An 18,070-nucleotide genomic window follows, 5' to 3' on the forward strand; every position below is an offset into this window, starting at 1 on the left:
GTGGCTCCGCCATGCCCGCATGCTCGCTGACGAGGAGTGACGGTGGTCTTTACCGGTGAGCACCGGGGGGAGGCGGCCCAGCTGGCCGCGCCGCGCACCCGCGGCGAAGAGGGGGGCGAACGCCCGCTCACGGGCGTCCGCATCGCGATGCTCAACTTCCGCGAGCCCCGGCAGTCCACCGCCGGCGGCGCGGAGGAGTACGCCTGGCAGGTCAGCCGGCACCTGCTGGCCCAGGGGGCCTCGGTCGTCTTCGTGACCGGCCGCCAGCGGGGGCAGCGCCGCGCCGAGGTCCTGGAGGACATCGAGCTGCGCAGGATGGGCAACCCCTATCTGGTCTACCTGCTGGTGCCGCTCTGGCTGCTGTTCCACCGGCGCAGCGTCGACGCCGTGATCGACACGATGAACGGCATCCCGTTCTTCTCCCCCCTGGTCGTACGCCGCCACACTCCCGTGCTCTGCCTCGTGCACCACGTGCACAACCGGCAGTTCCACGCCTTCCTGCCCCGGTGGCTGGCCAGGATCGGCTGTTTCGTCGAGGGGCCGGTCGCCCGGCTGCTCTACCGCCGCTGCCTGACGATCACGGTGTCCGAGTCGTCCGCCCTTGAGCTGCGCCGCAAGCTGCGCTGGCTCGCCCCGATCACGGTCGTGCCCAACGGCTGCGTCGAGCCCGTGCGGTCCGCGCGGGAGTCCGGCCAGGACGGGCCGTCGATCGTGTACGCCGGCCGCCTGGTCGGTCACAAGCGCATCGAGCGCGTCGTCGACCTGGCCGCCGAGCTGGGCGAAGCGTGGCCCGGGCTGCGGGTGCACGTCGTCGGGCGCGGCCCCGAGCACGGCCCGCTGGCCCGGCGGATCGCGGCCATGGAGCTGGGCGGGCGGGTCGAGCTGCACGGGTTCCTGCCGGAGGCGCGCAAGAACGCGCTGCTCGGCGCCGCGCGGCTGAACGTGACGGCCTCGGAGTTCGAGGGGTGGGGGCTCACCGTGATGGAGGCGGCCGCGCTCGGGGTGCCGACCGTGGCCTACGACGTGGCGGGGCTGCGCGACTCCGTACGCGACGGCGTCACCGGCTGGCTGGTGCGCGACGGGGAGAGCCTGGCGGACGTGGTCGAACGTGCGCTGAAGGAACTGGCGGACCCGGACCGCAGGGCCGCGATGGCCGGCGCCTGCCGGGCCTGGGCGGCCGAATTTACGTGGAACCGAACTGGAGCTAGCATAACCGGACTTATCCTGGCGAAACTCCAAGATCGCGGCGGAGCCTATCAGTGACCCAAGCCTCGTCTGGACTCCGGGGGGAGCTCGCGGAGTCCACAGCCGAGAGCTACGAGGCACGGATCAGACACAGGCTGCGACTGCTCGCCTCCTGCCTCCTGCTCGGGGCCATCGCGTTCAACACCTCGACCGAGAAGATCATCCCCGAGACCAAGCTCGACATGGCGGTCAACCCGCTGGGCTTCCTCGGCCGGGCCCTGCACCTCTGGGACGGCGCCTACTTCGGCCACCTGCAGAACCAGGCGTACGGCTACCTGTTCCCGATGGGACCGTTCTACGCGCTGTTCCTCAAGCTCGGCATGGAGTCGTGGGCGGTGCAGCGGCTGTGGATGTCGCTGGTGCTGTGCACCGCGTTCCTCGGCGTGGTCCAGCTCGCCCGCGCGTTCGGCATCGGCGGCCCGTACGGCCGGGTGATCGCCGGCTTCGTGTACGCCCTCGCCCCGCACGCGCAGGCGCTGATCGGCATCAACTCCTCGGAGTTCCTGCCCAGCGCCGTCCTGCCGTGGATCGTTCTCCCCCTGGTCAAAGGGGCCCGGCACGAGCTGCCCGCGTACCGGGCGGCGGCGCTGTCCGCGCTCGCCTTCCTGTTCTGCGGCGGCGTCAACGCGGTGGCCGAGGCCGCCGTGCTCGTCGTCCCGCTGCTCTACCTGCTGACCAGGAGATCAGGGGCCGGCAAACGCCGGCTGATCGCCTGGTGGCTGCCGCTCATCGCGCTCGCCTCGCTGTGGTGGGCCGCGCCGCTGCTGACGCTCGGCGGCTACATCTTCTCCTTCCTGCCCTTCATCGAGACCGCCAGCGCGACGACCGGCGTGACCTCGCTGGTCAACGCCCTGCGCGGCACGTCGAGCTGGCTCAGCTTCCTGACCGTGGACGGGCAGACCTGGCTGCCCGACGCCCACCAGCAGGCCACGGTCCCCTGGCTGGTCGTGGTCACCGCGGCCGTGTCGGCGCTCGGTTTCGCCGGCCTGACCCTGCGCAGGATGCCGGAGCGGCCCTTTCTCCTGATCAGCCTGCTGTGCGGGCTGGCCGTCATCACGACCGGCCATCCGGGCACCCCCCACCACGAGCTCATGGTGGACCTGCTGGACGGGCCGCTGGCGGCCTTCCGCAACCTGCACAAGTTCGACGCCCTGATCAGGCTGCCCGTGGCGCTCGGCGTCGCCGGGCTGCTCTCCCTGGCCCACCTGCGCTGGCGCAGACCGCTGACCGTCGCCGCGGCCGGGCTCATGACCCTGTCGAGCCTGCCGATCCTCTACGCGGGGCTCGCGCCCACCGGTGGCTTCACCGCGATCCCCGACTACTGGAAGCAGGCCATCTCCTGGCTGGGGAACAACGCCGGGAACGGGATGGTGCTGGCCGTGCCCGGGGCCAAACGCGGCGAGTATCTCTGGGGACGCCCCCTGGACGAGCCGCTGCAGGCGCTCTCGCAGACCCGCTGGGCCACGCACACCATCGTGCCGTGGGGGTCGGCCGGCATCTCGCGGGTCATGGCCGCCATCGACGAGCGGCTGTCCACCGGCAAGGGCTCCGCGGGGCTCACCGCCACGCTGCGCCGGATGGGGGTGTCGTACCTGGTCGTGCGCAACGACCTGGACCGCGCCACGATCGGCACCGCCTGGCCGGCCCGCGTGCACCAGGCGCTGGAGGACTCGCCCGGCATCTCGCTCGCGGCCCAGATGGGGCCCGGCGTGGGCATCGGCCGGTACGGCAGGGCCGCCGCCTGGCTGGACCAGCCGTACCACGCGATCGAGATCTACCAGGTGGCCGGCGCCGCGCCGCTGGTGGGCACCGTCGACGCCACCCGCCCGCTGCGCGTGGGCGGCGCCCCCGAGGCCGTGCTCGACCTGGCCGAGCAGGGCCTCGTGGACGACGACCGCCCGGTCCTGCTCAACGACGACTCCGGCCAGGTCGAGGTGCCCGCGCACGACACGGTGCTGACCGACACGCTGCGCCGCCGCGAGCTCTCCTACCCCGACCTGCGCCGCAACGCCAGCGCCACGCTCACGGCCGGCGAGCCGTTCAGAGGCTCCTCGCCGTCGAACGACATTTTCGACCCCTCGTGGACGAAATACCTGGCCACGGCGGGCTTCACCGGGATCGCGAACGTCACCGCGTCCACCTCGGAGGCGGACGTCACGGCGGCGCCCGGGAGCAGGGAGCCCGGCCACCAGCCGTTCGCCGCGCTCGACGGCGACCGGCGGACGAGCTGGCGCTCCACCGGCTGGAACGGCGCGGAGGGCGAATGGCTGGAGGTCACCTTCAGCTCGCCCCTGACGGTCCCCACGATCCACGTGGCCTTCGAGAACTCGCCGATCGGCCCCGCGCCCACCGAGGTGGCGGTGGAGACGGACACCGGCTCGCTGCGCCAGCGCGTACGCGCCACCTCGGACCCCCAGGAGCTGGTCGTGCCGAAGGGCCCGATCAGCCGGCTGCGGCTGGAGGTGCTCGCCACCGCCGGCGAGCAGCCGGGCAGGCTCGGCGGCCGGGTCGGGATCACCGAGCTGACCGTCCCCGGCGTGCAGGCCGGCCGCACGATCACCGTGCCCGACCCCCAAGCGGGCGCGGCCGAGCCGGCCACGATCTCGGTCGGCCGGACCGGCGACGTCCCCGGCTGCGTCAAGGGCTCGGTGGCCTGGAGCTGCGCCCAGGGCCACGAGGTCCTGGGCGACGACGGCAACGGCTTCGACCGCACGTTCACCGTCAGGAAGGATGGCTCCTACGACGTCTCCGGCCGTACGGTGCTCACCGACCGCACCGCCATGGAGCGGCTCAGCGCGCTGCCCGGCGACTCCATGAAGGTGGCGGCGTCCTCGACCTCCGTGCAGCACGGCGCGGCCGGCGGCCGGTGGGCGTTCGACGGCGACCCGAAGACCGCCTGGTTCGCCGACCCGCTCGATCCCCGGCCCACGCTGAGCGTCGACCTCGCCCGCAGGACGCGGCTGTCGCAGATCCGCGTCGTCACGCCCGACTCCTACGTCGGCGCCCCGCCCATCCGGGTGACGATCCGGGCCGAAGGCGGGGTCAGGCAGAGCTGGGTCGGCAAGGACGGCCTCATCCGCTTCCCCGCCATGACCGCCCGGAAGGTCAGGCTGGAGTTCGGGGCGTCGGGCGGCCGGGCCGTCGAGATCAGCGACGTCGCCTTCCCCGGGGTCCGCCCGCTCGGCGCGCTGACCGGCTTCCCGCTCAGGCTGCCCTGCGGGTACGGCCCGACGCTCACCGTGAACGGCCAGGCCGTGCACACCGAGGTCGTCGACGGCACGCTCAACGACGTGGTCACCGGCAAGCCCGTCGCGTTCACGAGCTGCGAGCCGCTGCGGCTGGAGGCCGGCCCGGGCCGGATCACGGTGCGGACGGGAGACGCCTACCGGATCGAGTCCGCGGTCGTCGGCCCGAGCTCCGACGCCCGTCAGGCGGCGCCCGTGGAGATGCGCGAGGTGTCCGTGGACTCGTGGGAGGCCGGCGAGCGGGTGGTCAAGGTCGGCGTCACCGACGACTCCTACCTCGTCGTCAACGAGAACTTCAACACCGGGTGGCGGGCCAGCATCGGGACCACCGAGCTGAAGCCGGTCCGGCTGGACGGGTGGCGGCAGGCATGGTTCCTGCCCTCGTACACGGCCGGCACCGTCACCCTGACCTACGAGCCCGACGAGTCCTACCGCGCCCGCCTGGCGGCGGGTGGCGGGCTCGCGCTGCTGGTCGCCGTGCTCGCCCTGGTCAGGACGGGCCCGCCCGCGCGGCACCTCGCGCCGGTGCGGCCGGCCCGCCTGCGCGCGGGCGCCGTCCTGCCCTTCGCCGTCGCCCTGGGGTTCTGGACCGGCGGGGTGGCGGGCGCGGTGGTCGTCGGCGCGGTCTGCGCCCTGGGATCGTGGCTGCGTCCGCTGCGCGGGGCCGAGCACGCGCGCGTCGGCCCCCGCGTACGGCTGCTGCTCGGCCCCCAGGCCGGAATCGTCCTCTACCTGGTGGCGGCGGCCTGCGTGGCGGCCGGCATGGACGGCCTGTGGCCGCAGCTCCTCTGCCTGCCCCTGCTCGCGCACCTGCTCGCCGAGATCCCCGCCCGGCGGGCCCCGCGCAGGCAGGCCCCGGCTCCCGTCCCCGTCGCCGCCGGCGGCCCGACCATGACGAGTGTCCCGTGACCGAGACGACCAAGCCGCGCACCGGGATGGTCCTGACCGTCCCGGCCCCGATGGCGCGCCTGGCCGGGGCCGTGTCCCGGTGGGCGCGCGGGCGCGGCGTCCTGCTGGCCGCGCTGGTGCTCATCGCCGCGAGCCTGGCGTGGAAGGCGGCCATCGTCTCGTCCTCCTACTTCAAGGAGGACGACTTCGAGTTCGTGGCCAGGGCGATGGAGAGCGAGCTCTCCTTCGACTACCTGACCCGCATCCACTTCGGCCAGTTCATGCCGGGCGGCTTCCTGCTCGCCTGGCTCACGGCCCGGCTGGAGCCCTTCGGCTGGGGATACGCGGCGGGCGGGATCCTGGTGCTGCACGCCTTCGCCGCCCTCGCCGTGCTGCGCATGCTGCGCGTGGTGTTCGGCCGGCGGCCGGCCATCCTCGCACCGCTGCTGATCTTCCTCGTCGCGCCGATCGCCGTGCCCGCGCTCGTGTGGTGGGCGGCGGCGCTCAACACCGTCTTCCTGCAGATCGCCCTGCCGATGGCGATCGCCTCGCACTGGCACCACCTGCGTACCGGGCGGATGCGGCACGCCCTGGCGGCGGCGTTCTGGGTGCTGTTCGGGCTGCTGGGGTTCGTCAAGGGCTTCGCGCTGCCGCTGCTGCTGCTCGCCCTCACCGCGATCTACCACGGCGGCCTGCGTACGGCGCTGCGCAGACACCTGCCGGCCTGGGCCGCGTACGTGACCGTCGTCCTCGCCTTCGGGGCGCTCTACGTGCAGCGCTCGCTCTCCGCGCCCAACACCGGCGGGCTGCCGATCTTCGACCAGGCCACCGGCTTCCTGTGGGAGCTGCTCGGCAAGACGTTCGCCACCACCGTGCTCGGCGGCCCGTGGCGGTGGTTCGCGGGCGGCGACTGGGGGGTGGCCTCGCCACCCCTGGCGGTGGTGATCGCCTCGCTCGTCACGCTCGCGGCCGTGGTGCTGGTCACCTCGCACTACCGCAGGCGGGCCGGGGCGGCCTGGGCGATGCTGCTGGGATACGTCCTCGTCGCCGATGCCCTGCCCGTGTTGTGGGGGCGGGTCCACCTGCTGGGCTCGTTCGTCGGCACCGACACCCGGTACGTCGCCGACGCCGTCCCGCTGATCGCCCTGGTGGCGGGCCTCGTGCTGCTGCCGGTGGAGGGCGAGGCGGAGCCGTACCGCAGGGCACTGCCCGCCAGGGAGCGGGTGAGCGGGGTCCTCGGCGCGGCGCTCGGGCTGTTCGTGGGGGCGTCGCTGGTGTCGGTCACGCTCTTCGCCGGCTATCTGGGCGCGGACCGCCGTCACCGCTACATCGAGACGGCGAGGGCCGAGCTGGCGAGGACGCCGCCCGACGCCGTGATCTACGACCGGCTGGTGCCGTCCGAGGTGCTGCCGAACAGCTACCGTACCTACAGCCTGACCTCCAGGGTGCTGGGCGCGATGGCCTCCCCGCGGCTCAGGGCCAGGATGCAGGCGCCGCCCGCGGCGCTCGACGGCCTGGTCTTCGACGAGCGGGGCCGCCTGCGGCCGGTGGACGTGCAGGGCGTCCCGCTCGCCCCCACCACGAAGGACCGCTGCTGGCCGGTCACCGGCGGGACCGTGCAGGTGCCGCTGGACAACCGGGCCCGCCGCGTCGAGGGCACCCTGGTCCGGCTCGGGTACGCGGCCCGCACGGACGCGGAGGTCACGCTGTGGATGGGCGAGCGCGCCACTGACGTGCGGCTGCGCGCGGGCCTGGGCCAGGTGTTCCTGCTCGCGGTGCCGGGCGCCGACCGCATCGTGGTCCAGGACGTGCCGACGGGCGTGTGCTTCGGCGACGTCACGCCGGGTCAGGCGGTGCCGCGACCATGAACGTCATGAGCCGCAGGAACCTGGCGCTGCTGCTGGCCGGCGTGGGCGCCTTCCTGCTGACGCTCATCCCCCTGACCCGCCTGTACGTGTCCGCCCAGGTGCTCAAGACGCCGCTGGAGCAGCAGAGCATGACCAGGTCCGTGGCGGAGTCGGCGACCTACCTGGACCCGGCCACGATGCGACCGGCGGTGGGGGACCTGGTGCAGACCCGGTGGCTGTTCGGCGACGTGCTGGCCGGTGACGACGACCGCGCGGTGTGGGGCGAGTCGATCTCCGTGTCCACGCGCGAGGACGAGCGGCTGGACTATCACGAGCGGCGGCTGGCCTTCGACCGGCGCACCGGGGCCATCATCAACTGCTGCGGCGAGTACCTCGACGAGGACGCCTCGATCAAGCAGTCGGGGCTGGCGTTCCGCTGGCCGTTCAATGCCCAGCGCCGCGACTACACCCTGTTCGACCTGCGGCTGCGCCAGCCGGTCACGGCCGCCTTCGACGGCGTGGAGCGGGTGCGGGGGGTCGAGACCTACCGCTACGTGCAGCGCACGCCACGCCGGCTGGTGCCGGGGGAGACGCCGCCGCTGCCGCGCGCCCTCGTCGGGCTGCCGGGCAAGGGCGACGTGGGCCTGGCCAGGCACGCCGAGATCCGGCGTACGTACTGGGTCGAGCCGGTCAGCGGCCAGCCGGTCAAGACGGTGGACGAGGTCAAGGAGACGCTGGTCACGGCCGACGGGCGGGGACGGCTGACCGCCCTGGACGCCAGGTTCACCACCACGGAGGCCGACGTCGCCGCGGCGCTGAACACGGCCTCCGCCTACAGCCGCTGGATCCTGCTGCTGGGCACCGTGGCCCCGATCGCCGGCGGGGTGCTCGGAGCGGCCTGCGTGGTGACCGCCCTCGGGCTCATGCGACGGCGCTCACCTGCGGCGCAGGACGAGCAGCAGGTTCCAGGTGACCAGCTCGCGGATGCCAGGTAGGTGGACGACATGGCGGGCCCAGCGCGGCAGGTAGCGGGGGATCGCGTCCAGGACCTCCGCGTCCCGGCACCGCCGGGCCCAGGCCAGCGGCTTGGCCACGCTCGCGGCGTACATGCTCTCGCCGTAGACGTTCTTGGGCTGCCTGCCATGCCTGCGCGCGTAGCGGCGGGCGGCGTAGTGGCCGCCCAGGTAGTGCCAGGGAGAGGTCTCGTGGCCGCCCCAGGGCCCCAGCCAGATCGTGTACGACAGGTAGACGATCCCGCCGGGCCGGGTGACGCGGACCATCTCGTCCGCCATCCTGAGCGGGTCGGGCACGTGTTCCAGCACGTTCGACGAGAAGCACACGTCCACCGAGCCCGTGGCCAGCGGCAGGTCGAGCGCGCTGCCCAATATCGCGTCGCGCGGCGCCACGCCGTCGCGCAGGCGCATCTCCCCGGCGTCGCAGTCCACGCACACCGAGCGCGCCCCGGCGGCGCGCAGCGCGTCGGCGAAATAGCCGGGACCACCCCCCACGTCGGCCACCGTGGCGCCGGCCAGGTCCGTGTAGGTCGCCAGCTGGGCGACCGTGTCCCTGGCCAGGGTGCCGTAGAAGAAGTCCGGATCGCTCTGCTCGACGCGGAAAGCGCGCAGCAGCCGGACGGATCTGCTCAGATCCGCTCGGAACGGTTCGGGGGTGTCCACGGCGCGGAGCTTACTGCAGCGGAAGGAGACCGCGATGGTTGAAGACGTCAAGCGCTCCGAGCCCTTACAGATCACGCTGCCCGCCCTGCGCGGCGGGCCGATCATGGGTGTCGGCCTGCTGCTCATCCTGGTGTCGCTGGTCTTCAGGGCCGGGATCCTCAGCAAGGCGTACTTCGTGGAGGACGACTTCCTCTTCGTGGCCGGCGCCGGTGACAGCGGGCTCACCTGGGAATACCTGACCCGGGTGCACAAGGGGCACCTCATGCCCGGCGCGCTGGCCCTGGTGTGGCTGCTCACGTCGGTGGCGCCGTACAACTGGGCGCTGGTCTCCTTCGTGACCGTCGCCCTCCAGGCGGCGGCCTCGGTGGTTTTCCTCGTGCTGCTGCGGCGGCTGTTCGGCGACCGCGCCGGGGTGCTGGCCGCGCTGGCCGTCTTCGTCTTCTCGCCGCTCACCGTGCCCGCCATGAGCTGGTGGTCGGCCGCGCTCAACGCGGTCCCGCTGCAGCTCGCCCTGGTCGCCGCGCTGGCCGCGCACATCAGGTACGTACGCGAGGGCAAGGGCCGCTGGCACGCCCTGATCTGGACCGCCGTCGGCATGGCCTTCTCCACCAAGGGGGTGTTCATCCCCTTCGTGATCCTCGGGGTCACCAGCGCCTACCTCGGCAAGGGCCCCTGGCTCCGCGCGGTGCTGACCGAGCTGCGCCGGCCCGGCTGGTGGGCGCAGGGCCTGCTGCTGGCCGGGTACGCCGTGCTCTACCTGCTGCGCCGCGACACCGCCGGCTCCGACGCGCTGACCGGGCCGAAGGCGGAGGTGGTCCCCGGGCTCGTCCGCAGGCTGCTGGGCGAGACCTTCCCCACCGGCGCCGTCGGCGGCCCGCTGCGCTGGGGCGGGGTCACCACGACCGGCGGCCTGGCCGACCCGGCCCCGGCCACCGTGATCGCGTCATGGGTGGTGATCGCGCTGCTGGTCGTGGTCACGTGCGCGTACCGCAGGCGGGCCTGGCGGGCGTGGGCGATCCTGGCGGCCTACGTCGTGGTGGCCGACGCGGTGCCCACCGTGATCGCGCGGGCCACGGCCTGGGACCTCGTGGGCGCGGAGACCAGGTACGTGGCCGACGCCGCGGTGCTGTTCGCCCTCTGCCTGGCGCTGGCGTGGCTGCCGGCGCAGGGGGAGGAGGACGTCGTGCGCCGGCCCGTGCCGGGCGGGCTGTCGCTGGCCGCGGGCACGCTGACCGCCGCCTTCGTGGCGGTGTCGCTGGTCTCCATCAACGCCTTCGGCAACACGCTCAGCGGAGACCGGGTCCGGACTTATCTGGACAACGCCCGTGACTCGCTGGCCACGGCGGCGCCGGGCGCCGACATCTACGCCCGGCCGGTGCCGCCGGAGATCGTCCTGCCCTGGAACGGGCCGCGCCGGCTCACCTCGTACGTGCTGGCGCCGCTGGCCGACGCCGAGACCCGGGAGCGCATGCGCAACCCGCGCCCCACGGCCGAACCGTACGTCTTCGACGCCACCGGCAAGCTCGTCCTGGTGGGCCGGGTGACCCCGTTCTTCGACGCGGTCAAGGGCGCCAAGTGCTATCCGGCGGGCAAGTCGTTCCCGGTCGAGTCCTACGGGGGGCCCGGCATGGTGGTGGCCATGGCCTACACCAGCCCCCGGCCCGTACAGGTCGTGCTGGACCTGGGCGAGGTCCAGCGGGCGGCCACCCTGCCCGCGACCGGTGCCATGGGGGCGCTGTACTACGTCCCGCACGACGGGGCCGGCAAGGGGATGCGCATCACCGCGGCGGGCGGCCAGGGTCAGGCGTTCTGCCTCAGGGCGGTGGCGTTCGGCGAGCCGGGACCGGCCCCGCCGGCCCTTTGAGGCACGAACCGGATCAGCCGCCTGGCGGGCTCCTCCACGTAGCGGTGGGTGAGCCCGGCCAGCCCGACCGTCAGCGCGCTGACCGCGACCAGGTTGAGCGGCAGGTTGCCGGTCCACGGCTGCTGGCCGGTGAAGTCGTACCAGAGGTAGAGGACCACGAACTGCCACAGGAAGACGCCGTAGGAGATCTGGCCGAGATAGCTCATGAGCCGCCCGCCGAGCAGCGTGTGCACCCGCTCGCTCCCCAGGGCGGCGGGCGCGACCAGGCAGAAGGCGATGAGCGTGTAGAGGGCCTGCTCGGAGAAGGCGGTCCAGATGCTGCCCAGCCCGACCAGGCGCGGCCCGGTCAGCGGCGTGGAGGCGATCAGGTACGCCAGCCCGGCGATGAGCCACAGCGAGCCCCACGACGACGCCAGGGCGGCGCACAGCCGCCGGACGCGGCCGTCCTCCTCCCTGGCCCAGACGGTCAGGACGGCCAGCGCCATGCCCGGCACGAAGAACGTCCAGGAGCGCGGCAGCCACACGTTCATCCACGGCCGGAACTCGGGGAAGTACTCGACGATCGTGTACGCGTACGACACGGCGCCGAAGGCCGCCAGCCCGATCAGCAGCCGCCTGGCCCTGGCCCGCAGGTCGGGTCCGGCGCGCAGCGCGAACCACCGCAGCACGGCCGCCATCAGCGGGAGCGTGAGGTAGAAGCTCAGCTCGACCGCCAGGCTCCACATCTGGCCGAGCCCCTTCGGCCCGAGCCCGAACCACCACGGGTTCGTGTCGTAGGTGTGCACCAGGAACAACATCTGCGCCCACGTCCACGGGTCAGACGCGTGCGCCTCGCCCCACAGCAGCAGCGCCACCGCCACCACCAGCCAGTACGCCGGGATGATGCGGAAGAAGCGCCGCCACAGGTAGCGGCGCGTGTCCGGGGTCCGCTCGCCGGTCAGCACCTCCGCCGCCCACGGGCGGTACAGCAGCAGCCCCGACAGCGTGAAGAAGATCGGCACGCCGATCTCGCCCCGGGCCAGCACGCCGCCCAGGAACCCGGGCTCCAGCGCCGTCCCGGTCTCCATCGAGACGTGGAACAGCAGCACGGCGAAGGCGGCCACGGCCCGGATCCCGTCGAGGGAGGTCTGGTGGCCCGACACGACCGGCACGGCCGCCGATGTAGAACCTGTTTCGGTCACGTTTCCGCATCCCTGGTGACGTTGGTCACTCACCGCAATAACATTACCGGCGAGTAGAACTAGTTCCAGTCACAGTCACCCAGCATGGAGGGTCCATGAACCGGGTCGTCGTTGGCAGCGTCCTGATCGCCGCCGGGGCATTCCTCATTGTTCTGGCACCCCTGCTGAGATTCCAAGTGGCACCCGCGCTCAGCGCCGCCGCGGGCGACTACTACGGGATCACCAAGCTGCGGGCGGCCGGCGCACAATACTTCAGCGTCCCCGACGGCAGAGTGCTCACCGCCGACCTCGACATCATCGTCACCACCCGTGGTGACGTGAAGGAGGCCGCCGGCGACCGCGTCGTGTGGGACGAGTTCACCGCCGTGAACGACGTCACCAACAGCAAGGCCGGCATCGACTTCACCGAGCGGCGCAGCGCCTTCGACAAGCGCTCCGGCGTCGGGCTCAACTGCTGCGGCGTCAACATCGACAAGGCTCCGGTGCAGCTCCAGGGGCAGATCTACAAGTTCCCGTTCGACGCCGAGAAGAAGACCTACCTGGTCTTCAACTCCAGCACCGGCAAGGCGTACGAGGCCAGGTTCGTCGGCGAGGAGAAGGTGAACGGCCTCGACACCTACAAGTTCGAGCAGGCCGTCCCCGAGACCAAGACGCAGACGCTGAACGCCCCCGCCGCCTGGTTCGGCATGGGCACCTCGGGCGACGTGCAGCTCGACCGCTACTACTCCGGCACCGTCACGTACTGGGTCGAGCCCACCACCGGCGCGCCCGTGCGCCAGGAGCAGCAGCGCAACGAGGTGCTCAAGAGCCAGGACGGCGTCGAGCGCTCCAAGGCGTTCGTGGCCACGGCCAAGATGACCGATGACACCGTGCAGAGGCTCGTGGACAGCGCCAGGGACGGCAAGAGCCAGATCACGCTGATCAGGACCACGGTGCCGATCGTGGTGGGCGTCGTCGGCCTCGTGCTGGTCGTGGTGGGCCTCCTGACCCTGCGCGGGCGCAGGACCGCATGAGCCAGGGGGTGGCCGCGCGGTCCCGTCCGGCCACACCCGTGCTGGCCCTCCTCAAGGCGGCCAGGCCACGCCAGTGGCTGAAGAACCTGCTGGTCCTGGCCGCCCCCATGGCCGCCGGGGTGCTCGGCGAGCCGCGCAGCCTGCTCGCGGCGCTGCTGGTCTTCGCCGCGTTCTGCCTGGCCGCCAGCGGCTCCTACCTGATCAACGACGCCTCCGACGTGGAGGCCGACCGGCTGCACCCGCGCAAGCGGCGGCGCGCGGTCGCGTCGGGGGCGGTGTCCGTGCGGGCGGCCCGGACGACGGGTGTCGTCCTGCTGGTCCTGGCGCCCGCGGTCGCCGGGCTCACCGGGAGCTGGCAGCCGGCCGCCGTGGTGGCCGGGTACGTCGCGCTGACGCTGTCGTACACGCTGTGGCTCAAGCACCAGGAGGTCGTGGACCTCATCGCGGTCGCCGGGTGCCACGTGATCAGGGCCTACGCCGGGGCCGTGGCGGTGGACGTGCCGGTGACCGGCTGGTTCCTGATGGTCGTCTCGCTCGCCGCGCTGCAGCTGGTGGCGGGCAAGCGCGAGGTGGAGCTGCGGGCGCAGGGCGTGAGCGGGACGCGGGCCACGCTGGCCGCCTACCCGCCCGGCTACCTGACCCAGGTCCGGGTCATGTGCTCGGGCGCGATGATCGTGACGTACTGCCTGTGGGCGCTCAACGCGCACGACGACCTGTTCTACGGGCTCAGCATCATCCCGTTCCTGCTGCTCGTGCTCCGGCACAACCTGCTGGTGAACCGGGGTGAGGGCGAGGAGCCGGAGGAGCTGGCCGTACGCGACCGGCCGACGCTGGTCTTCACCGCCGGGCTGGTCGTGCTGCTGGGCCTGGGGATCTACGCATGACGACGTTCCTGACCGGCTGGGGGCGTACGGCGCCCACCCCGGCCACGCTCGCCCGCCCCCGCACCCTCGACGAGCTGCGGGAGGCGGTCGAGGACGCTCCCCGGCGCGGCGTGGTGGCGCGCGGCCTGGGCAGGTCGTACGGCGACGCCGCCCAGAACGCCGGCGGCCTCGTCCTCGACTGCACCGGCCTGGACACCTGGACGTTCGACGAGGCCTCCGGCCTGGTCACCGCCTCGGGCGGCGTGAGCCTGCACGAGCTCATGACCGAGCTCGTCCCCCGCGGGTGGTTCCTCCCCGTCAGCCCCGGCACCCGGTACGTCACCGTCGGCGGCGCCGTCGCGGCCGACGTGCACGGCAAGAACCACCACCGCGACTCCTCCTTCGGCGCCCACGTCCGCTCGCTCACCCTGGTGACCGCCGGCGGGACGGCCCGCGTCCTGCGCCCCGGCGAGCCGCTCTTCCACGCCACCGTCGGCGGCATGGGGCTGACCGGGGTGATCGCCGAGGCGACCTTCGCCTGCGTCCCCGTCGAGAGCGCGCGGATGCGGGTGGACGTGGAGCGCACCGGCGACCTGGACGAGACGCTGGCGGTCATGGCCGCCACCGACGACCGCTACCGCTACACGGTGGCCTGGATCGACCTGCTCGCCCGGGGGCGCCGGATGGGGCGCAGCGTGCTCACCAGGGGCGACCACGCCGGACGTACCGAGAAGAGGGAGCCCGGCTTCGCGCCCGGCCCGATCGTGCGGGCGCCCGCGTGGGTGCCCGGCGGGCTGCTCAACGGGCTGAGCGTGCGCGCCTTCAACGAGGTCTGGTACCGCAGGGCCCCGCGCCGCCGGACCGTCGTGCAGGACCTCGCGCCGTTCTTCCACCCGCTCGACGCCGTCGAGGGCTGGAACCGCGTGTACGGCCCGCGCGGCTTCGTCCAGTACCAGTTCGTGGTGCCCTTCGGCGCGGAGGAGACGCTGCGTGGCATCGTCGGGTCGCTGTCGGCGCACGGCACCGTGTCGTTCCTGACCGTGCTCAAGAGGTTCGGGCCCGGCTCCGGCGGGCTGCTGTCGTTCCCCATGCCCGGCTGGACCCTCGCCCTGGACATCCCGGCCGGGCAGCGCGGGCTGGGCGGCCTGCTGCGCGGTTTCGACCGGCGGGTGGCCGCGGCCGGGGGACGGGTCTACCTCGCCAAGGACTCGCGGCTGCGCGCTGACATGATGGCGGCGATGTATCCCGAGCTGGAGCGGTGGCGGCGGATCAGGGACGAGGCCGATCCCGCCGGCCTGTTCCGCTCCGACCTGGCCAGGAGGCTTCGGCTGTGAAGAACGCGCTCGGCGCCGTCGACACCGTGCTGCTGCTCGGCGGGCGCAGCGAGATCGGCATGGAGATCGTCCGGCTGCTCGTGGGGCTCGGCGCGAGCCGGGTGGTGCTGGCCGCGCGGGAGGACTTCGTCCCGCCCTCGCTCGGCGTGGAGGTCCACGTCGTGCCGTTCGACGCGCTGGACGTGCACGCGCACGGCGCGGTCCTGACCAAGGCGGTGGAGCTGGTCGGCGACCTCGACGTGGTGATCTCGGCGTTCGGGGTGCTGGGGGCCCAGGCGGACTACGACGCCGATCCGGCGGCCGCCGCGCGGGACGTCACCGTCAACTACACCGCCCACGTGTCGGTGGGGCTGCACGCCGCGAGGGTGCTGCGCGCGCAGGGACACGGCACGCTCGTGGTGCTGTCGTCGGTGGCGGGCGCGCGGGTGCGCAGGGCCAACTTCGTGTACGGCTCCGCCAAGGCCGGGCTCGACGGGTTCGCCCAGGGGCTCGGCGACTCCCTGCACGGGACCGGCGCCCGGGTGCTGATCGTCCGGCCCGGCTTCGTGATCGGGCGGATGACGAGGGGCCTCGTCCCCGCCCCGCTGTCCTCGACCCCCCGGCAGGTGGCGCTGGCCACGGTGGGCGCGCTGCGCGACGGCGCCTCCTCGGTCTGGGTGCCGCGCGCGCTCGGGCCCGCCTTCGGCGCGCTGCGGCTGCTGCCCAGGGCCCTCTGGCGCAGGCTGCCGCGATAGAACTCGTTCCATTCAGCTGACCGAGCAAAGGTTCTAGAGTAGAACGCGTTGCAGTTTGGCAGCCGGGCGTCTTATGGTCGGGGCATGCGGACACGTGTCACGGACATGTTCGGAATCGAGCTCCCGATCTTCGCGTTCAGCCACTGCAGGGACGTGGTCGCCGCCGTCAGCAGGGCCGGCGGCATGGGGGTGCTCGGTGCGCTCTACTTCACGCCCGAAGAGCTCGAGATGGAGCTCAAGTGGATCGACGACCACGTGGACGGCCGGCCCTACGGGGTCGACGTGGTCATGCCGGCCTCGTACGAGGGCGCGGAGTTCGCCCCCGAGGAGCTGGTCGGCCGCCTGCAGTCGATGATCCCCGACGGCCACCGGGCCTTCGTCGAGGACCTCCTGGCCAAGCACGGGGTGCCGCCGCTGTCGGCGGACGCGGACGCCGGGCGGGTGCTGCTCGGCTGGACCGACGCCACCGCGCGCCCCCAGGTGGAGGTCGCGCTGCGCCACCCGATCGCGCTCCTGGCCAACGCGCTGGGCCCGCCACCCGCCGACGTCGTGGACCTCGCCCACGCGCACGGCGTCAAGGTCGCCGCCCTCGCCTCGACCCCGCGCCACGCGCTCAAGCAGGTGGAGGTCGGGGTGGACGTCGTCGTCGCCCAGGGCACCGAGGCCGGCGGGCACACCGGTGAGATCTCGACCATGGTGCTCATCCCGCAGGTGGTGGACGCCGTGGACGTGCCCGTGCTGGCCGCCGGCGGGATCGGCAACGGCCGCCAGATGGCCGCCGGCATGGCGCTGGGCGCCGAGGGCGTCTGGACCGGCTCCATCTGGCTCACGGTCGAGGAGGCGGACACGCCGGAGATGGCCAGGCGCCGCATCCTGGAGGCCACCTCCCGGGACACCGTCCGCTCGCGCAGCTGGACCGGCAAGCCCGCGCGGCTGCTCAGGAACGAGTGGACGGAGGCGTGGGAGTCGGAGGAGTCGCCGGGGACGCTGCCGATGCCGATGCAGTTCATGCTGGTGTCGGACGCGCTGCGCCGCATCGGCCGCTCGGACGCCTCGGAGCTGGCGACGTTCCCCGCCGGCCAGATCATCGGGATGATGAACCAGGTCAAGCCGGCCAAGGACGTGGTGTTCGGGCTGGTGGAGGAGTACGCGGAGGCCCTGGAACGCCTGCAGCGCCTCACGGGCGACTGAGACGTCCGCGTCTCGAAGGGCGCACCGGCCTCGCTCGCGCGGGGCCGGTGCGTCAGTGGTTCCCGGTCGGCGGCCCTCGGTCGGCGGTCCTCGGTCAGCGGCCCTCGTACGCCGCGGGGCGCTTCTCGCGGAAGGCGCGGGTGCCCTCCTTGGCGTCCTCCGAGCCGATCACCGGCCAGCCCAGCTCGTCCGACACCTTCAGCGCCGCCACCTCCGGCATGCCCAGCGTGTCCCGGTAGGTCCGCAGGATCGCCTGCACCGCGAGCGGGCCCGAACCGGCCACGTCGTCGGCCAGTTCGCGGGCCGCCGCCAGCGCCTGGCCGTCCGGGACCACGCGGTTGACCAGGCCCATCGACAGGGCCTCCGCCGCCGTGATCGCGCGGCCGGTGAGGAGCAGGTCCATGGCGTGGCAGTACGGGATCTGGCGGGGCAGCCGTACGGCGCTGCCGCCCATGGGGAACAGCGCCCGCTTGGCCTCGAACAGGCCAAGCGTGGCCGACTCCGCCACCACCCGCAGGTCCGTGCCCACCAGCAGCTCCGTGCCGCCGGCGACCGCGTAGCCCTCCACCGCGCAGATGATCGGCTTGGTGGGCAGGTCCTCGCGCAGCAGCCCCTTCCAGTGGAAGTTGGGCATCTGGGCGGCCCTGGCCTGGACCTCCGGGTCCGTCGACGCCTGGCCCATGGCCTTGAGGTCGGCGCCGGAGCAGAACGTGCCCTCCGCGCCCGTCAGGATCGCCACCCGGACGCCGGGCTCCGCCGACGCGTACGCCCATGCCGAGGCCAGGCCGATCAGCATGTCCGAGGACAGCGCGTTGCGGGCCTCCGGGCGGTTCATGGTGACGGTCAGGACGTGGCCGTCGCGTTCGATCCGGCAGTGCGGGGTGCTGATCGGCAGGAGCTCCACGGATGCCTCCGAAGTCGCTGTATCAAGCGCTTGTTAGGCCGCGATCATACCTCGCGGATCAAGCGCTTGCTCAGGGCTTCGCTCC

At 73.0% G+C, this 18,070-nt stretch carries 13 protein-coding genes; 10 read left to right on the forward strand and 3 right to left on the reverse strand.

Annotated elements, in window-relative coordinates; genetic code table 11:
• The first annotated feature begins 42 nt into the window (after positions 1-42).
• The 4 genes from ACTWPW_RS30835 to ACTWPW_RS30850 are packed head-to-tail and all read left to right on the forward strand — an operon-like array spanning position 43 to position 8,220.
• Positions 43-1,263 carry a glycosyltransferase family 4 protein gene (locus ACTWPW_RS30835; protein ID WP_443170684.1) on the forward strand — a complete coding sequence of 407 codons (1,221 nt, stop codon included), beginning with the start codon at positions 43-45 and terminating at the stop codon, positions 1,261-1,263.
• Complete coding sequence (locus ACTWPW_RS30840; RefSeq protein WP_443170685.1) at positions 1,260-5,399, forward strand: alpha-(1->3)-arabinofuranosyltransferase domain-containing protein; 4,140 nt, start codon at positions 1,260-1,262, stop codon at positions 5,397-5,399. The genes ACTWPW_RS30835 and ACTWPW_RS30840 overlap by 4 nt, the downstream gene beginning before the upstream one ends.
• Positions 5,396-7,246, forward strand: coding sequence for a hypothetical protein (locus ACTWPW_RS30845; RefSeq protein WP_443170686.1), 1,851 nt, complete (start codon positions 5,396-5,398; stop codon positions 7,244-7,246). Before ACTWPW_RS30840 ends, ACTWPW_RS30845 begins: the two co-directional genes overlap by 4 nt.
• Positions 7,247-7,251: 5 nt before the next feature.
• Entirely contained in the window at positions 7,252-8,220 is a 969-nt protein-coding gene (locus ACTWPW_RS30850) for a DUF3068 domain-containing protein (RefSeq protein ID WP_443170687.1), read from the forward strand.
• On the opposite strand, the gene ACTWPW_RS30855 is transcribed toward ACTWPW_RS30850, so the two are convergent.
• The gene (locus tag ACTWPW_RS30855) at positions 8,161-8,901 is read right to left on the reverse strand and encodes a class I SAM-dependent methyltransferase (RefSeq protein WP_375112879.1); all 741 of its coding nucleotides are present in this window, start codon (positions 8,899-8,901) and stop codon (positions 8,161-8,163) included. The genes ACTWPW_RS30850 and ACTWPW_RS30855 overlap by 60 nt on opposite strands.
• 34 nt (positions 8,902-8,935) lie before the next feature.
• Here ACTWPW_RS30855 and ACTWPW_RS30860 point away from each other — a divergent pair, with 34 nt between their 5' ends.
• Positions 8,936-10,765 (forward strand): ArnT family glycosyltransferase, encoded by a 1,830-nt coding sequence (locus ACTWPW_RS30860; RefSeq protein WP_375112880.1) that lies wholly within the window; start codon positions 8,936-8,938, stop codon positions 10,763-10,765.
• Here the strand turns inward: ACTWPW_RS30860 and ACTWPW_RS30865 are convergent.
• The gene (locus tag ACTWPW_RS30865) at positions 10,702-11,946 is read right to left on the reverse strand and encodes an acyltransferase family protein (RefSeq protein WP_364119252.1); all 1,245 of its coding nucleotides are present in this window, start codon (positions 11,944-11,946) and stop codon (positions 10,702-10,704) included. The two genes, ACTWPW_RS30860 and ACTWPW_RS30865, sit on opposite strands and share 64 nt — an antisense overlap.
• A 95-nt stretch (positions 11,947-12,041) precedes the next feature.
• On the opposite strand from ACTWPW_RS30865, the gene ACTWPW_RS30870 reads away from it, so the two are divergent.
• From ACTWPW_RS30870 to ACTWPW_RS30890, 5 genes are all read left to right on the forward strand, one after another.
• Positions 12,042-12,959 carry a DUF3068 domain-containing protein gene (locus ACTWPW_RS30870; protein ID WP_443170688.1) on the forward strand — a complete coding sequence of 306 codons (918 nt, stop codon included), beginning with the start codon at positions 12,042-12,044 and terminating at the stop codon, positions 12,957-12,959.
• Complete coding sequence (locus tag ACTWPW_RS30875) at positions 12,956-13,843, forward strand: decaprenyl-phosphate phosphoribosyltransferase (RefSeq protein ID WP_443170689.1); 888 nt, start codon at positions 12,956-12,958, stop codon at positions 13,841-13,843. The genes ACTWPW_RS30870 and ACTWPW_RS30875 overlap by 4 nt, the downstream gene beginning before the upstream one ends.
• Positions 13,840-15,156 (forward strand): FAD-binding protein, encoded by a 1,317-nt coding sequence (locus ACTWPW_RS30880; RefSeq protein ID WP_443170690.1) that lies wholly within the window; start codon positions 13,840-13,842, stop codon positions 15,154-15,156. The genes ACTWPW_RS30875 and ACTWPW_RS30880 overlap by 4 nt, the downstream gene beginning before the upstream one ends.
• Entirely contained in the window at positions 15,153-15,890 is a 738-nt protein-coding gene (locus ACTWPW_RS30885) for an SDR family NAD(P)-dependent oxidoreductase (RefSeq protein ID WP_443170691.1), read from the forward strand. The genes ACTWPW_RS30880 and ACTWPW_RS30885 overlap by 4 nt, the downstream gene beginning before the upstream one ends.
• Before the next feature lie 84 nt (positions 15,891-15,974).
• Positions 15,975-17,081: an NAD(P)H-dependent flavin oxidoreductase gene (locus ACTWPW_RS30890; protein ID WP_375112884.1), complete on the forward strand. Its 1,107-nt coding sequence runs from the start codon at positions 15,975-15,977 to the stop codon at positions 17,079-17,081.
• 94 nt (positions 17,082-17,175) lie between these two features.
• Here the strand turns inward: ACTWPW_RS30890 and ACTWPW_RS30895 are convergent, their stop codons facing one another.
• The gene (locus ACTWPW_RS30895; RefSeq protein WP_375112885.1) at positions 17,176-17,985 is read right to left on the reverse strand and encodes a crotonase/enoyl-CoA hydratase family protein; all 810 of its coding nucleotides are present in this window, start codon (positions 17,983-17,985) and stop codon (positions 17,176-17,178) included.
• Between the last annotated feature and the right edge of the window lie 85 nt (positions 17,986-18,070).

The sequence above is a fragment of the Nonomuraea sp. KM90 genome, assembly GCF_052246675.1.
Taxonomy (GTDB): Bacteria; Actinomycetota; Actinomycetes; order Streptosporangiales; family Streptosporangiaceae; genus Nonomuraea.

Excerpts from the sequence above, each read along its gene's own strand:
- ACTWPW_RS30850 (WP_443170687.1), top strand. The coding sequence starts at position 7,252 with ATGAGCCGCAGGAACCTGGCGCTGCTGCTGGCCGGCGTGGGCGCCTTC.
- ACTWPW_RS30860 (WP_375112880.1), top strand. The coding sequence starts at position 8,936 with ATGGTTGAAGACGTCAAGCGCTCCGAGCCCTTACAGATCACGCTGCCC.
- ACTWPW_RS30870 (WP_443170688.1), top strand. The coding sequence starts at position 12,042 with ATGAACCGGGTCGTCGTTGGCAGCGTCCTGATCGCCGCCGGGGCATTC.
- ACTWPW_RS30875 (WP_443170689.1), top strand. The coding sequence starts at position 12,956 with ATGAGCCAGGGGGTGGCCGCGCGGTCCCGTCCGGCCACACCCGTGCTG.
- ACTWPW_RS30880 (WP_443170690.1), top strand. The coding sequence starts at position 13,840 with ATGACGACGTTCCTGACCGGCTGGGGGCGTACGGCGCCCACCCCGGCC.
- ACTWPW_RS30890 (WP_375112884.1), top strand. The coding sequence starts at position 15,975 with ATGCGGACACGTGTCACGGACATGTTCGGAATCGAGCTCCCGATCTTC.